General features: G+C 60.9%; 11 protein-coding genes. 1 reads left to right on the forward strand and 10 read right to left on the reverse strand.

Translation table 11 applies throughout. The features are described 5' to 3' along the window. The 5 genes from D9N14_RS13050 to coaD all read right to left on the reverse strand — a co-directional run bounded on the left by D9N14_RS13050 (position 1) and on the right by coaD (position 6906). A complete protein-coding gene (locus tag D9N14_RS13050; protein ID WP_290580339.1) occupies positions 1-3144 on the reverse strand; it encodes an efflux RND transporter permease subunit in 3144 nt (1047 codons plus the stop codon). After that, positions 3141-4286, reverse strand: a complete 1146-nt coding sequence (locus D9N14_RS13055; protein WP_290580341.1) for an efflux RND transporter periplasmic adaptor subunit — start codon at positions 4284-4286, stop codon at positions 3141-3143. The genes D9N14_RS13050 and D9N14_RS13055 overlap by 4 nt, the downstream gene beginning before the upstream one ends. A 14-nt stretch (positions 4287-4300) precedes the next feature. Next, positions 4301-6007: a gamma-glutamyltransferase gene (gene ggt / locus D9N14_RS13060; RefSeq protein ID WP_290580343.1), complete on the reverse strand. Its 1707-nt coding sequence runs from the start codon at positions 6005-6007 to the stop codon at positions 4301-4303. A gap of 81 nt (positions 6008-6088) precedes the next feature. After that, positions 6089-6340 carry a YfhL family 4Fe-4S dicluster ferredoxin gene (locus D9N14_RS13065; RefSeq protein WP_290580345.1) on the reverse strand — a complete coding sequence of 84 codons (252 nt, stop codon included), beginning with the start codon at positions 6338-6340 and terminating at the stop codon, positions 6089-6091. 80 nt (positions 6341-6420) lie between these two features. Next, positions 6421-6906 (reverse strand): pantetheine-phosphate adenylyltransferase, encoded by a 486-nt coding sequence (coaD, locus tag D9N14_RS13070; RefSeq protein WP_290580347.1) that lies wholly within the window; start codon positions 6904-6906, stop codon positions 6421-6423. 247 nt (positions 6907-7153) lie between these two features. On the opposite strand from coaD, the gene D9N14_RS13075 reads away from it, so the two are divergent. Continuing rightward, positions 7154-9952 carry a putative bifunctional diguanylate cyclase/phosphodiesterase gene (locus D9N14_RS13075; RefSeq protein ID WP_290580349.1) on the forward strand — a complete coding sequence of 933 codons (2799 nt, stop codon included), beginning with the start codon at positions 7154-7156 and terminating at the stop codon, positions 9950-9952. A gap of 28 nt (positions 9953-9980) precedes the next feature. Here D9N14_RS13075 and D9N14_RS13080 read toward each other — a convergent pair whose 3' ends face one another. The 5 genes from D9N14_RS13080 to D9N14_RS13100 form a co-directional block, all read right to left on the reverse strand. Beyond that, positions 9981-10514, reverse strand: coding sequence for an NUDIX hydrolase (locus D9N14_RS13080; RefSeq protein WP_290580351.1), 534 nt, complete (start codon positions 10512-10514; stop codon positions 9981-9983). 12 nt (positions 10515-10526) lie between these two features. After that, positions 10527-11435 carry an LpxL/LpxP family Kdo(2)-lipid IV(A) lauroyl/palmitoleoyl acyltransferase gene (lpxL, locus tag D9N14_RS13085; RefSeq protein WP_290580353.1) on the reverse strand — a complete coding sequence of 303 codons (909 nt, stop codon included), beginning with the start codon at positions 11433-11435 and terminating at the stop codon, positions 10527-10529. Between the two features lie 115 nt (positions 11436-11550). After that, positions 11551-13161, reverse strand: a complete 1611-nt coding sequence (locus D9N14_RS13090; protein ID WP_290580355.1) for a GMC family oxidoreductase — start codon at positions 13159-13161, stop codon at positions 11551-11553. Positions 13162-13172: 11 nt separating this feature from the next. Continuing rightward, complete coding sequence (locus D9N14_RS13095) at positions 13173-13745, reverse strand: hypothetical protein (protein ID WP_290580357.1); 573 nt, start codon at positions 13743-13745, stop codon at positions 13173-13175. Between the two features lie 130 nt (positions 13746-13875). After that, entirely contained in the window at positions 13876-15324 is a 1449-nt protein-coding gene (locus D9N14_RS13100; RefSeq protein ID WP_290580359.1) for a coniferyl aldehyde dehydrogenase, read from the reverse strand. Between the last annotated feature and the right edge of the window lie 157 nt (positions 15325-15481).

The raw sequence follows: 15481 nt of genomic DNA on the forward strand, positions 1-15481 counted from the left end.
TCAATGCTTCAGTTTGGCTTTCAGGCGTTCCCGAACGGATTGCACAATGGCGTAGAACACCGGAATCATGGGGGTGCCCACCAACAAGGCTGCCAGCATGCCCCACAGGACCGTGTGGCCCAGGGACAGCTGGCTGAACATGCCGGCGCCGGAGGCCAGCACCAGGGGCAGTATCCCCAACACAAAGGACAGGGCGGTCATGCACACCGCCCGGAACCGCAGGCGCCCGGCCTCGGCGACCGCTTCCAGGATGGACAGCCCACCCTGTTCCCGCCGTTCCCGGGCAAATTCCACAATGAGGATGGCGTTCTTGGCCGCCAGCCCGATCAGCAGCACCATACCCACCTGGGCGAACAGGTCCAGGGCGCCCAGCTGGGGAATGCCGATCTGGCCCACCAGCAGCAGGCCACCGATGGCTCCGGCCACTGCGATGGGGACCACCAGAATGATGGCAGAGGGGATCGACCAGCTCTCGTACTGGGCCACCAGGAACAGATAAATGAACACCATGGCCAGGGCGAAGGCGATGACTGCCTGGTTGCCGGCTTTCGCCTCCTGGTAACTCATGCCGGTCCATTCCACCTGATACCCCTGGGGCAGTACCTCCAGGGCAATGCGCTCCATCTCACTCATGGCGTCCCCGGTGGAGAAGCCCACTTCTGTGCTGGCCCGCAATATCGCTGAGCGATACAGGTTATAGCGGGTGCCCACATCCGCCCCCAGAATGGGTTCGATGCGAATCAGGGTGGACAGGGGAATCATGCTGCCGGAAGCGGAGCGTACGTACAGGCTTTCCACATCATTGAGCTCAGAGCGGAATTCCGGGGCGGCCTGCATCATGACGCGGAAAGTCTGGCCAAACAGGGAAAAGTCGTTGATGTAGCTGGACCCCAGCTGACTTTGCAGGGTGGAGAATATGTTGGACAGCGGCACCTGCAGGGTCTTGGCCTTGTTGCGGTCAATGTCCACAAAATACTGGGGCACGTTGGCGCGGAAGGTGGTGAAGGCGTCGCGGATCAAGGGGGACTCATTGGCCGCTGCCGCCAGGGTTTGAATGGCACCGGCCAGTTCCTCGTGGGAACGGCCCTGGGTGTCTTCCACCACCAGTTCCAGGCCACCGACAAGCCCCATGCCGGGAATGGACGGCGGGGGGAAGGTCTGCACCAGGGCTTCCGGTACCTGGTGGTAGGCCAGCTTGTTGATGCGGGCGGACACCGCCAGGGACAGGTCCCTCATGCTGGGCCGGTCGTTCCAGTGTTTCAACACCAGGAAACCGGTGCCGCCGTTACTTTGGGCGGCCCCTGCCAGGATCGAATAGCCGGACAGCAGGGTGGCGGATTCCACCGCCGGGTCCTGCTCGATGATGGTCTGCAGTTTTTCCATCACCTGCTGGGTGCGGGTGATGGAGGCGGCGTCCGGCAGTTGCACATTCAGCAGCAACACACCCTTGTCCTCCACCGGTACAAATCCGGTGGGAATCACCCGGGTGCCCAACAGCAGCAGCCCCATGATCACCGCGAACCCCACGGACATCAGGGCGCGCCGTTGCAGCATGGCACCCACCACGCCGGAATAGCGGCGGGTGACCGCGTCAAAGCCGCGGTTGAAACCCCGGTACCAGCGCGGTTGCCTGTCGGAGCGGCGCAGCACCAGGCTTGCCACCGCCGGGCTCAGGGTCAGGGCACAGACGGAAGACAGCACCACCGCCACGCAGATGGTGGTGGCAAACTGGTTGTACATGACACCGGTGATGCCCGGCAGCATGGCCACCGGCAGGAACACCGCCAGCAGCACCAACGTGGTGGCAACGATAGGGCCACTCACTTCTTCCATGGTGCGGGTCACGGCATCTTTGGTGCTGATATTGGGGTCTTCCTGCAGGTGACGGTCGGTGTTCTCCACCACCAGGATGGCGTCGTCCACCACGATCCCGATGGCCAGGATCAGGCCGAACAGGGTCACCGTGTTGATGGTCATGCCGGTGATCAGCATGACCGCAAAGGTTCCGATGAGGGACACCGGAATCGCCACCGAAGGCACCAGGGTGGGACGCCAGTCCCCCAGGAAAATGAAAGTGATCAGCACCACCAGCGCCACCGCCTGCAACAGGGAGGTGGTGACCTGCTGGATGGACACCTCTACATAGCGGGTGGTGTCGTAACCCACCGCATACTCCAGCCCATCGGGGAAAGTCTTGGCCATGTCCGCCAGCCGTTCCTTGACGGCATCGCCGGTGATCAGCGCATTGGCCCCGGGCAGCAGGTACACGGCCATCACCGTGGCCGGCTGGTTTTTGAAACTGCCGGACACCTTGTAGTCCAATTGCCCCAACTCTACCCGGGCCACGTCCCGCAGGCGCACGATGGCGCCCTGATCGGACACCCGCAGGATGATGTTTTCGAATTCCTCGCGGCTCTTCATGCGCCCCTTTAATTGCAGGGTGTACTCGGTGCTCAGGTTGCCGGAATAGGGTGGGGAGCCGATTTTGCCCGCCGGGGCCTGCACGTTCTGCTCCCGCAGCGCGTTGTTGATGTCGTCGCTGGTGATGCCGAGGGCGGTCATCTGGGGTGGGTTCAGCCACAGCCGCATGGAGTAATCCGCGGTGGAGAACATCACCGCATCGGACACACCGGGTATTCGCTTCAGCCGGTTCTGGATGTTGATCAGGCCGTAGTTGGCGATGAACAGCTCGTCCAGGCTGCCGTCGGGGGAATACAGGTTGATGGTGAACAGGATATCCGGTGAGATCTTGTCAATGGTCAGGCCCTGGTTGCGCACGTCCGTGGGCAGGGACGGTTCTGCCAGCTTGACCCGGTTCTGCACCCGTACCAGGGCCATGTCCGGATCGTCGCCCACGCCGAAGGTGATGGTGAGGTTATAGCTGCCATCGTTGGCGGAATTGGAGGACATGTATTCCATGCCTTCCACCCCGTTCACCACGTCCTCGATCACCTGGCCGACACTTTCCTCCATCACCAGGGCCGAGGCACCGGGCCATTTGGCCTGCACTTTTACCTGGGGTGGCGCTACTTCCGGGTATTCGGAGACCGGCAGCAGGCCCATGGAGATCAAACCGGAGATGGTGATCACCAGGGCGATCACCATGGCGAACTTGGGGCGTTCGATGAAGGTCTTGCTGATCACTGGGCGTTGCTCCCGGTGCTGGCTTCAGTGGCGGGTTTGAATTCTTCCACTTTGACCCGGCTGCCCGGGCGGACTTTTTGCACGCCCCGGATGATGACCCGGTCTCCGGTATCCAGGCCGGAATTGACCAGTACGTTTTCACCCACCCGCTCACCGGTGACCATGTTGATGCGGGTCACGGTGTCGGTGTCGTCCACCGCCAGTACATAGGTGCCCCGTTGATCCACCTGCACGGCGGCCTGGGGAATCATCAGCACCATGATCGGCTGTTTCACCCGCACCAGAGCCTGCACGTACAGGCCGGGGCGCAGGATGTCATCTGGATTGGGAATGGCGGCACGCACTTCCACGGTACCGGTGGAGGCATCCACCCGGTTGGAAAAATAATGGATGGTGCCCACATGGGGGTACTCCCGGCCATCGGGCATCACCACGGTGACCTCGATGTCTTTCACGGTGATCCGGGCGTCCGGACGTTGTGCTGCCAGCAGCAGGCGTTCCGGGATCTGGAACACCACTTCCATGTCATTCTTGCCCACCAGGGTGGTCAGCGGACCGTAGCTGGGGCTCACCAGGTCGCCCACGGAGGGTTTGGCCCGGCCCACACGGCCGTCCTGCGGGGCCTTGATGGAGGTGTACTCCAGGTTCACCCGGGCGCTTTCCAGGGCGGCGTTGGCGGATTCCACTGCGGCGATGGATTCCAGTTCCCGCGCTTCCAGGGTGTCGTACTCAGACGCGGAAATGTAGCCGTCATCCACCAGCTTCTTGCCCCGGGCGAAGTTTTTCTCGGCATTGGATTTGTTGGCTTCCGCCCGAGCCAGTTCTGCTTTGGCTCGCGCCAGGGCCGCTTTGTAGGAGGCTGGGTCGATATCGAACAGCGGGTCGCCGGCGCTGACGTCATCCCCTTCCTTGAAGTGAATGGCAATCACCTTGCCTGAGACTTCCGCGCTGATGTCCACGTCGCTGCGGGAGGCAATATGGGCATTGAAGCCGCGCTGGGGGTGATAGGGCTGCTCGCTGGCTTTCACCACGAACACCTGGGGAATGGTTTCCTCCGGCACCGGCTTTTCGTCGCAGCCGGTCAATAACAGCCCTGCCATCAGGCACGACATCAGGCCCGATAAGCGCCCTTTTGGTTGCATGCGTAGTCTCCCGCTCATTGAAGGTCTCCCAGCAGGGCCTTGCCCAACCGGCGCTGGTCAGAACCGGCTTCCACGTTGCCGTTGTTCATATACCAGCGTATGGCGTGCATGTCGCCGTACTGGTGTCCCACGTCTTTTAAGGTGTGCCCCCGTTGCTCCAGTTCCTTGATCAGGGACTTGCTGAAGGCGTCGGGCTCGTGTTGTACCACATCCGGCACAAACTGGTGATGAAAACGGGGACGGTCCACCCAGGCCTGGGGCCCTTTCTGGTCCAGCGCCTCCAGCATCCCCAGCAGAACCATGGTGATGATGCGGCTGCCGCCAGGGGTGCCCAGCAGGGCGAACTGGCGGTTGTCCTTGGGGCCGTATTCCATGAAGGTCGGGGTCATGCTGGACAGCGGGCGTTTGCCCGGGGCAATGGCATTGGCCTGGGAGCCGATCAGGCCGTAGGCATTGGGGCTGCCGGGTTTGGCGGAAAAGTCGTCCATTTCGTTGTTCAGCAATACCCCGGTGCCGGCCACCGTGATGCCGGAACCGAAGGGCAGGTTGATGGACAGGGTGGCCGCCACCCGGTTGCCGTCTTTGTCGATGATGGAAAAGTGGGTGGTGTGGGTGCCGCTGCCGGTGGCCTTGGGCAGACCCAGGGCGCTGCTGGGGGTGGCGTGGCCCATGGAAATGTTGCTGGCCAGGTCATCCAGATACGTGGCGCTGGTGAGGCGCTGCACCGGCACGGTGACGAAATCCGGGTCCCCCAGGTATTCGGCCCGGTCCCGATAGGCCCGGCGCATCACCTCGATCAGCAGGTGGGTGCGGTCTGCGTCCGTTTTGCCTTCCAGATTGAACAGGGACAGCATGCCAAACATCTGGGCCAGGGCGACGCCGCCGGAAGAGGGCGGTGGCGCGGACCAGATCACGGCATCACCATAGTGGAACTGGATTGGTTCCCGCTCCACCACTTTATAGTTGGCCAGGTCCTCCAGGGTCCAGATGCCACCGTGGGCGTTCACGCCTTCCACCAGGCGCTTGGCCACTTCCCCTTTATAAAAGCCGTCAAAGCCCTTGGCCGCCAGTTCCTTCAGGGTATGGGCCAGGCCTTGCTGCACGATCATGCCGTCTTGTGGCGCGCGGTTGTCCCGCAGGAAAATGCGTTTGCTGGCCGGGTAGCGGCGCAGGGTGGATGCCCGCTTTTCCGCCAGGTGGGTGTAGACCTTGTTCACCGGGAAACCGCCGGCGGCCAGCCGGATGGCCTGGGCCAGGGTATCGCTGAGGGGCAGGGTGCCATAGTGCTGGGACAGGTGGACAAAGGCGGCGGCCTGGCCGGGAATGCCGGCGGCCAGGGCGGTGTTGATGGCCTGGTCGCGGTCCACTTCGCCCTTTTTATCCAGGAACAGGTCCTGATGGGCGGCACCCGGGGCGGTTTCGCGGGCATCCAGCATCAGGGTTTTGCCGTCTTTGGCCCGGTGCAGCATCCAGAAGCCGCCACCGCCAAGGCCGGCGCTGTAGGGCTCCACCACCCCCAACACCGCTGCGACGGTGACCGCCGCGTCGAAGGCGTTGCCGCCGGAGGCCAGGATCTTGATGCCTGCCTCGGTGGCCAGGGGGTGGGCGGATGCCACCGCCGCCTGTTTGGGCAGTACCTCAGCCCAGGCCGATACGGCAGACCATGGGGCAGCCAGCGCGCCGAGTAACACACAGAGCGAAAAACGGAGATGAATCAACATGTTCGTTCCTTGAATGGACACAAAAAAAAGGCCGTGAGGCCTTTTTAGTGGTTCCCGCACCAGAAGTCCAGCCCCGCGGCGTTAACCTTCCGCCTGCAGGCGCTCGTATTTCTCCATCAGTTGCTCTTCACTTTCCACGTGCTCCGGGTCCAGGGGGATGCAGTCCACCGGGCATACCTGCTGGCACTGGGGTTCGTCGTAATGACCCACGCACTCGGTGCACTTGCCGGGGTCGATCACATAAATGTCGTCACCTTGCGAAATGGCGCCGTTGGGGCACTCCGGTTCGCACACATCGCAATTAATGCAATCGTCGGTGATTATCAGGGCCATGGGGATCTCTCTACTTGCTGATTACCATGAGCAGTGTACTGCTCCAGTTGCACTTCATCCACGGATGCTCTGTAGGGGCATTAGCCGTGCTTAGCCTTCAGGGCCGCCAGTACCGGCGCCGGTACGAAGGGGCTCACGTCTCCGTTGAGGCCGGAAATTTCCCGCACCAGTGAGGAGCTGATGAAGGATAGATGTTCAGAGGGCGTGAGGAAAGCGGTTTCAATGCCGGGATCCAGGGCGCGGTTCATGTTGGCCAGCTGGAATTCGTATTCGAAATCCGATACCGCCCGCAGGCCCCGCAGCAGCACATTGGCTTTTTCCTCCTGGCAGAAATGCACCAGCAGCTTGCGGAACCCCTTCACCTCCACGTTAGGCAGGTGGGCCACCACCTCCTGGGCCAGCTCGATCCGTTGCTGCAGGTCGAACAGGGGCTTTTTCTTCTCACTGGCGGCAATGGCCACCACCACTTCGTCGAACAGGTTCGAGGCCCGTTCCACCAGGTCCAGATGGCCGTTGGTCATGGGGTCGAAGGTGCCTGGATAGACGACGCGGGTGTGTGAGGTCATGCTCTGGTCTCGGAATGGGTGAAGGTGGGCGAAGGGTAACGCATGCCTGATGCAAGCTCAACCACCGCACCCCGCATTCAAAATCGGGTTAGGCATCTGCCGAAAACCGCCCTACTATAGACGCTGCAATGGGATGTTGCTGAAATGACTGCAGAAATCAGGAGTGGGCACGGTTTTGCCTGCGGTGCCTATGCTATGCTGGTAAAGACATCCTGGAATCCTGTACTTCGAGCCTTTAGCTGGCGATATGTTTGTTCAAATAAAAGAGTTGCGCAGCGGGCTTGGCCGCAAATTTTTCATCCTGGTATTCCTGGCGGCCCTGCTGCCCATGCTGCTGTTTGCCTCTTTTTCCTATAACTACGTGGGCAATGCCCTGCTGCAGGAAAGCCGCGCCAACCTGCAAAAGGAAGCCCGTTTCTACAGCACTATCCTGTATGAGCGCCTGTTGCTGGTGAGCAGCCAGGTGGCCGCCAGTTACCGGGCACAGACCAGTTCGGTTGCCGAAGGGGGGGTGGAATTCTCCCCCTACAAACGCCTGCAGCGCCTGGAGTGGTCGGAACTGGAGTACCACCTGCAGCACCTGAGCATGCGTGACCAGCTGCAGGCCCGGGAGCGGCTGGTGCGGGGCATGCGGGTTTTGCTCACCAATCCGGACGGCCATGCCATCCTGCTGCAGCCCGACACCGGCGATGATGGCCTGTACCTGGCGGATCTGGACGTGGGCTATCTGTTGGGTGAGAGTGACAATCGCAACCCGGAGTTGAATTACTGTGTGTTTGGCAGCGATGCAGTGCCCCTGTATTGCTCCCGCGCCCATGAGATCAGCCGTAGCGGCTTCCAGCAGATGATCCGTGACCAGGGCAACCGGTCCAATTTTCAACTGGACTGGGAGGACGGCGCTGCCATCCAGCAGGTGAGTGTGCGCAGTGTGTTCCTGGAAAACCAGTTCGGCGTCAACCAGGCTTGGCGTTTATGGGTCAGCCACCCGCGGGCGGATGTGTTCCAGACCCTCGATATTCTGCAGCGGGTGTTGTCGTTGCTGGTGGCGGTGACGGTGCTGCTGGCGGCCCTGGTGAGTGTCCTGCAGATCGGGCGTATCCTGCGGCCCCTGCGTCAGCTGATGGATGCCACCCACGCTGTGGCCAATCGCAATTTCGAGGTGAGCCTGTCCATTCCCACCCGGGACGAGCTGGGGGACCTGGCCCAGGCCTTTAACCAGATGGCCCATCAGATTGGCAAGCAGTTCCAGTTGCTCACGGGCCTGTCCAAGATCGATCAGTTGATCCTGAGTGTGCCGGACCTGGATCAGGTGGCCCAGTCCACCCTCAGCACCCTGCACGAGCTGGTGTCCAGCGATGCCGCGGCGGTGGCCCTGCGCAATCCCGACAACGTGGATGAAATGTGGGTGTTCCATTACGCCAAGGCCACCGGCCAATACCAGATGCTGCAGCAGACCCTGAGTGACGATGAAAGCCATTGGCTGGGGGTGCTGCCCGCCAGCCATAAAGCCTCGGCAACCGATGCCAAATACCTGGGCTGGTTGTGGTCAGAGCGGGAGGAAGTACTCAACGGCAGTTCCTATCTGTTTCCCATCATGGCGGCGGGCAAGAACCGCGGTGTGCTGGCCCTGGGCTGGTCCACTTCCCACACCCTGCCGGAACAGGATCGCGGGCTGCTGAAGGATTTTGCTGATCGTCTGGCGGTGGCCATCACTGCAGTGCGGCGGGAAAAGAAACTCTATCGCCAGGCCCACTTTGATCCCCTGACCCAGCTGCCCAACCGGCAGTTGATGAAAGACCGCCTGGACCAGGCCATCAAGCACGCCACCCGCAACAACAGCGCCGGTGCCATCCTGTTTGTGGATCTGGACAAGTTCCAGCAGGTGAATGACACCGATGGTCATTCCCTGGGGGACCAGATTCTGATTCGCACCGCGGAACGTCTGCAGGTGTGTGTCACCATGGAGGACACGGTGGCGCGCCAGGGCGGTGACGAGTTTGTGATTGTGCTCAACAACATTGATACCCCCATGCGGGCCACCCGGGTGGCGGACAAAATCATCACCATGCTGGGCTCGCCCTTCACCATCGAAGGCAAGAAGCACTTCCTCAACGGCAGCATCGGCATTGCCGTGTTCCCCAGTGATGGCATGGATGTGGATACCCTGCTGCGCAAGGCGGACACGGCCATGCATCGGGCCAAGGCGGAAGGCGGTGGCCAGTACCGTTATTTTGAAGAGGAAATGAACCGGGCCTCGCAGCGCCGGGTGACTGCCGAACACCGCATCCGCAATGCGCTGGATGGCAAGCAGGTGGAATTGCGGTATCAACCCCAGTGGTTCTTGCAGCGTAATGAATTCAGTGTGGAAGCCCTGGTGCGGATTCGGGATGCCGAAGCCGGGCTGTTATGCCCGGCGGATTTTATTGACGTGGCGGAAGACACCGGCCTGATTCTGGATGTGGGGGAATGGGTGCTGCGGGAAGCCTGCCAGCAGATGGCGCGCTGGCGCATGGACAACCTGAATGTGAAACGGGTGTCGGTGAACGTGTCCGGTCGCCAGTTGGAGCGCATGGACTTTGTGTCGGTGGTGCAGGAGGCGGTGGACAGTGCCAACCTGGATTACACCGATCTGGAATTGGAGGTGACGGAATCCATCCTGATTGTGGATTCCGAAAGCGCGGCCCGCAAGTTGGGTCAGCTCAGTGACCTGGGGGTGACCATCGCCATTGACGATTTTGGTACCGGCTATTCGTCCCTGAGTTATCTGCATCGCCTGCCGTTTGACCTGGTGAAAATCGACCAGCAGTTTGTGGCCGGGATCGGGCTCAACAAAGCCAGCGAGGCCATTACCCGCAGCGTGGTGGATCTGGCCAAGTCGTTCAACAAGCAGGTGATTGCCGAGGGTGTGGAAACCCGTGAGCAATTGGATCTGCTGCGTTCCATCGGCTGTGATGCCATGCAGGGCTACCTGCTGAGCCGACCGCTCACCGCGGACAAGGTGTCGGCGTTCCTGAAACAGGTGCGCTCTGAACCGGAACTGACCTGAGCCCCCGTTTTATCTGTCCTGTGCTGCGTCAGACAAACAGCTCGCGGCGCTGGCGTATCTGATCCAGCATGCGCAGGGTCAGTCCCCAAACGGTTTTCTCAGCGTAGTGATAACAGGGCATCTGCAGGGAGAAGTGCCCCTGCTTCCAGGTCAGTGAGCTGCGCATCAGCCGGTCGTTGAAGAAATCCAATGGAATCCACAGCGCATCATCGCACTCGTGATTCAGGTTCACTTCATCATCCCCCTGCCAGTGAAACAGAAACGGCGTTACGATCATGGGTGCATTGTGACGGTGGCTGCGGGTCAACTGATGGGACAACTTGCGCTTGAAGGCGCCGTGATGAAACAGGTCGAGGCCGGTTTCCTCCCAGGTTTCGCGAATGGCCGTGTCTTTCAGGCTGGCGTCTTCCACCTGTTTGCGTCCGCCGGGAAAGGCAATGTCACCGGACCAGGGATCACCGGGTTTTTTCGCCCGCTGAATAAAGAAGATTTCGCAGCCGGCAGACCCCTGTCGATAGAGCACTGCCACGGCGGCCTGGTCAATCCATCCTCCCAGCCTCACGTCGGTCATCCCTCAGTAGATGGAAGGCTCGCCCTTGGGGCGGCTTTTGAAGCGGCGGTGCTGCCACAGATACTGGGCCGGATAGGCGCGGATGTTGTTTTCGATGCACTGGTTGAGCAGGGTGGCGTCCATGACGTCGTCCCCGGTGGGGTAGCCTTCAATGGCCGGTTTGACTTCAATGTGGTAGCCATCGTCCCGGCGGCCGAACAGCACAGGAATCACCTTGGCACCGCTGATTTTGATGAACTCCGGAGTTTTGGCGATGGTGGCGGTGGGTATACCAAAGAAGGGCGCGAACACGCTGATCTTGGCGCCGTAATGCTGATCCGGCAGATAGAAACCGATACCGCCGCGACGCATGTGACTGAGGAACGGGCGGATGCTGCGGTTGGGCACCGGCTTGGTGTAGCGGGCGCGTTTCAGGGCGCTGTATTGTTCGAACAAATCGTTGTGGGCGGGTTTGTACATGGCCGCGGTGGGGTGGCGTTCGGAGAACATGCGCAGACAGAGTTCCAGCGAGGTCATATGGGCGGCGATCAGCAATACACCTTTGCCTTCCGCCTGGGCCTGCTCGATGTGCTCCATGCCGCTCAAATGACAGAGTGGGTCCACCAGGGCGGGCCGGCCCCAATAGGCCAGGCCGATTTCGATAAAGCCGATGCCCAGCTCGTCAAAGGCATCGTGATTCAGCTGCCGGCGTTCGGCTTCCGACAATTCGGGAAAACAGACTTCCAGGTTACGGCGGGTCACCCGGCGTCGTTCGCGGCTGATGGCCCTTGCCAGACGCCCCAGGCCGCGGCCGATGCTGAGCTGCAAGCGGAACGGCAGTTGCGCCACACACCAACCCAGGCCCAGTAATAACCACACGGGCCAGAAACGGGGATGATAGTGTCGGGGTTCGATCTTGTAGGCGCTGCTCATTGCACAATTCTGCTGGCTTCAGTCAAACGAGGCGCCATGATAGCACAGGGTGCGGACGGGGCAGCATTGCCGTGTCTGCCACGTCCGCTTGGGCTTACCTCCACAGAATGTGGTGCTAGCCTTTTAATGCCTGCGCCAGCGCGGTGGCCTGCTTCGCCACCATGCCGTAGATGGACAGTTGCGGATTGGCGCCGATGCTGGTGGGGAAGGTGGAGCCGTCCATGATATGCAGGCCGTCCAGGTGATGGAACTTGCCCAGGCTGTCCACCACGGAGGACTTCGGATCTTCTCCCATGCCGCAGCCCCCCATCACGTGGGCGCTGCCCACCCGCATTTTATTGATGTCCAGGTCGAGGCTGTCCGCCTGCTGCAACGCTTCCTTCAATGTACTCATATAGCGGCTCTGGCTGTGCACCGGCCGCACGGCTTTGGCTCCGGCGGCAAACTGGATCTCGGTCATGGTTTTCCAGGCCCGCACGATGCCTTCCCGCAGGTAGTCGTTGATCTCGTAGTGGATGCCGGGAATGCCGTCATCCCGCAGGAAGATTTCGCCCCCCTGGCTCTCCTCTACAAAGCCGTCCCGCAGCAATGCGATCATCATGTTCAGGTACGGCAGGCGGTTCATCTGATCGGAGTGGGCCTGACCGTGCAGCATGCCGATGGAGGCCACAAAGCCCGGCTGCAGGGGCGGTACTTCCAGCTTGAAGCCGGCGGGGCCGGTGGTGCCGTTCCGCCACTGAAAGTGATCCGAGTACACCGATTGCGGTGCACCGTAGTAGCCGTCGATGCGCTCGGGAAAATCCCCCAGGGTGGCAGGGACCGGGTGCAGGAAGGTGCGCTTGCCGATGCGCTGATGGGGGTCCGGGGCATTGGAACGCAGCAGCAGGCCCGGGCCATTGATGCCGCCGCAGGCCATCACCGTGTGGCGGGCGGTGACGGTGAAGGTTTGGGTACGGTCGATGCCGTTTTCCGCCAGGCCATAGCCGCGTACGCCCCTGACCTGGTCGCCGTCGATGATGAGTTGGTCAGCCCGGGCCCGATACAGTAACTCCGCCCCCAACGCCAGGGCTGCGGGAATGGTGGTGACCAGCATGCTCTGTTTGGCGTTGGTGGGGCAGCCGGTGCCGCAGTAACCCAGGTTCCAGCAGCCGTTCACGTTACGGGGAATGATGGCCCAGTCGTAACCTAACTTGTCACAGCCTTTTGCGATCACGCTGTTGTTGGCGTTGGGCACCATGTTCCATTTGCTGATGTGCAGGCGCTGCTCCATCTTTTCAAACCAGGGGGCCATCTCCTCTTTGCTGAAGCCTTTCAGGCCGTGGACCCGGGTCCAGTGTTCCAGAGTCTGATCCGGTGTGCGGAAGCTGGCGGTCCAGTTCACCGTGGTGGAGCCGCCCACGGCGCGCCCCTGCATGATGGTGAAGCCACCGTCGGCGGTGCCCCGGGTGAGCCCTTCCTGATACAGGCTGCTGTAAGCCTTTTTCTCCTGCATGTCGAAATCATTGGAGGTCTGCAGGGGGCCTTCCTCCAGCATGATCACCTTCAATCCCTGCTGGGCGAAGATTTCCGCTGCGGTGCCACCGCCGGCGCCGGTGCCGATCACCAGCACATCGCAATCCAATGCCAATGGCGCTTCCAATGCCGCGCCGTTATGGGTCACCCAACCGTTGGCCATGCCCTGGCGGAACAGGTCCGGGATGCCCTGCACTACAATATTCTTGCTCATCGTGGTCTCGCTCAGCTGGGTATGTGGCGGGGCGGCCCCGGGTAGATGTCGTCGGTCCAGTTTTCGGGCTGGTCGTAGTACATCAGGGTGGGGAGCTGGGTCAGCAGCACGTAGCCCTGCCGCAGGGTGTTGAAACGGCTGTCCTGCCAGCTGGCGAGGAAGTCTGCAATGTCCTCTGCGCTGGCCTCCTGCCATTGCGGCCAGACGCCGGCTACCAACATGCGGAAAGGCGCCAGGTACAGCAGGTCAAACAGTTCGTGGATCTGCTTCTGGGCCTGGGGTGAGGTGTTCTGGATGAACTGGTCGATATCGATCAGGAGTTGATTCAGGGTGCGTTGACGCTGGGCGGGCTCCGTGGGGAAGTTGCCCTGCAGAACCACGGGTGCAATGGCGCTGAGGATAATGGCGTCCTTTTGCCGCAGATACTGCAGCGACAGGGTCTCGCTGGCTTCACTCTCGACGGTGTGGCTGCTGCAACCCTGCAGCGACCCCAGTGCTCCGGCCGTGGCCAGTACGCTGGAGCCCAGCACACCCAACTTGAGGAACGCGCGGCGATTGAACGCAGGTTCGTTGTATTGGTGCATGGTGATACCTGTTTTTTTATGATTGTTTTAGTGTGACGCTTGCTTTGCTTTGACAACGCGGGCGCATCCCAAATGGAAAATGCGCCCGGCTGGGGGTAATGGGGCCCCCAATATTTTGGCAGTGATGTGATCAGTCCGGCTTGAAGGCCATCTTCAGCACCATCTTGTGGATGCGGCGGTTCCAGGGGGGGAACAGCAGTTTGGTGGGGTTGATCTTGCCTTTCTGCACAATGCCCTTCGACTTGCTGAAGGTGAGGAAGCCTTCGTAGCCGTGATAGTGCCCCATGCCAGATGGACCGATACCACCGAAGGGAACGTCCTCCACCGCCACATGGGTGAGGGTGTCGTTGACGCAACCGCCGCCAGCGTGGGTGTGGGTCATCACGTAGTCAACCCGGGCCTGATCGTAGTCGAAATAATACAGAGCCAGCGGACGGGGACGGTCATTCACATAGTGCACCGCCTCTTCCAGGTTGTCATAGGTGCGAACCATCAACAGCGGGCCGAAAATTTCGTTCTGCTCGATCAGCATGTCCGAGGTGGTGTCGAATACCATGGTCATGGGCATCTTGCCAGAGGTGGAGAAATCCTCCCGCGCCGGATTGATGGGGACGACTTTGGCACCTTTTTCTTCCGCATCTTTCAGGTAGCTTTTAAGGCGGTTGAGCTGGCGCTCATTGACCACCGAAGTGTAATCCTCGTTGTTCAGTTTGGTGGGATACCAGTTGGACACCACTTCACTGAACACACGGGCGAACTCGTCTTTCTGGGAGCGGTGCACCAGGATGTAATCCGGCGCCACACAGGTCTGGCCGGCGTTGATGCACTTGCCCCAGGAAATGCGCTCGGCGGCTTCTTTCATGGGGAAGGATTCGTGGATGATCACCGGGGATTTGCCCCCCAGCTCCAGGGTGACCGGAGTGAGGTTCTCCGCGGCGGCGGCCATCACGTGTTTGCCCACATTGGTGGAGCCGGTGAAAATCAGGTGATCGAAGGGCAGCTTGGTGAAGGCAATCCCCACGTCCGCTTCCCCGGTGATTACCGCCACCTGCTCTTCCGGATAGATCTCCGCCAGCATGGCTTTCATGGCGTCCGCCGAGTGGGGCGTGAATTCCGACATCTTGATCATCACCCGGTTGCCGGCGGTGAGGGCGGCGATGGCGGCATCCAGGGCCAGAAAGTAAGGGTAGTTCCAGGGCACGATGATGCCCACCACACCCAGGGGCTGGCGGATGACTTTGGCCTTGGCCGGGCGCATGTTCACCGGCATGCTGCGCTTTTCGGGCTTCATCCATTTACGCACGTTCTTGACGTGGTACTTGATGACCTCTACCAGGGAAACCAGCTCCACAAATCGGGTTTCGGTAGGGCAGCGGGAGCCGAAATCCCGGTTCACCGCCTCCACCAGGGCGTCCTCATGGCGGATGATGGCGTTTTTCATGCGCTTGATGGTGCTGATACGCTCTTCGGCGCTGGGCATGGGATGAGCCCGGTAGGCGGCGCGCTGGGCTTTGAAAATGCGCTCCATGTCCGCGATGTCCGGGCTGTGATCCGAAATAGTGGCTACCTTGGCGACCATGATGACTTTCCCTCTGATTATTTGTGTCAATTATAGCGGCGGGGGTGGATGAGCGCCGGCAAAACGGCCTCTCAGGGTATTTGGGCACCCTCCGTATACATCGCATCCATTTTTAGAGCTTTTACTCTAAAGTGTCAATGGCAGGGATGATCAAAGG

Source organism: Ketobacter sp. (genome assembly GCF_003671495.1).
In the GTDB taxonomy this organism is placed as follows: Bacteria; Pseudomonadota; Gammaproteobacteria; order Pseudomonadales; family Ketobacteraceae; genus Ketobacter.

Coding starts and splice junctions, on each gene's coding strand:
- D9N14_RS13100 (WP_290580359.1), bottom strand. CDS start 15,324: ATGGTCGCCAAGGTAGCCACTATTTCGGATCACAGCCCGGACATCGCG.
- D9N14_RS13095 (WP_290580357.1), bottom strand. CDS start 13,745: ATGCACCAATACAACGAACCTGCGTTCAATCGCCGCGCGTTCCTCAAG.
- D9N14_RS13065 (WP_290580345.1), bottom strand. CDS start 6,340: ATGGCCCTGATAATCACCGACGATTGCATTAATTGCGATGTGTGCGAA.
- lpxL (WP_290580353.1), bottom strand. CDS start 11,435: ATGAGCAGCGCCTACAAGATCGAACCCCGACACTATCATCCCCGTTTC.
- D9N14_RS13055 (WP_290580341.1), bottom strand. CDS start 4,286: ATGCAACCAAAAGGGCGCTTATCGGGCCTGATGTCGTGCCTGATGGCA.
- ggt (WP_290580343.1), bottom strand. CDS start 6,007: ATGTTGATTCATCTCCGTTTTTCGCTCTGTGTGTTACTCGGCGCGCTG.
- D9N14_RS13075 (WP_290580349.1), top strand. CDS start 7,154: ATGTTTGTTCAAATAAAAGAGTTGCGCAGCGGGCTTGGCCGCAAATTT.
- coaD (WP_290580347.1), bottom strand. CDS start 6,906: ATGACCTCACACACCCGCGTCGTCTATCCAGGCACCTTCGACCCCATG.
- D9N14_RS13090 (WP_290580355.1), bottom strand. CDS start 13,161: ATGAGCAAGAATATTGTAGTGCAGGGCATCCCGGACCTGTTCCGCCAG.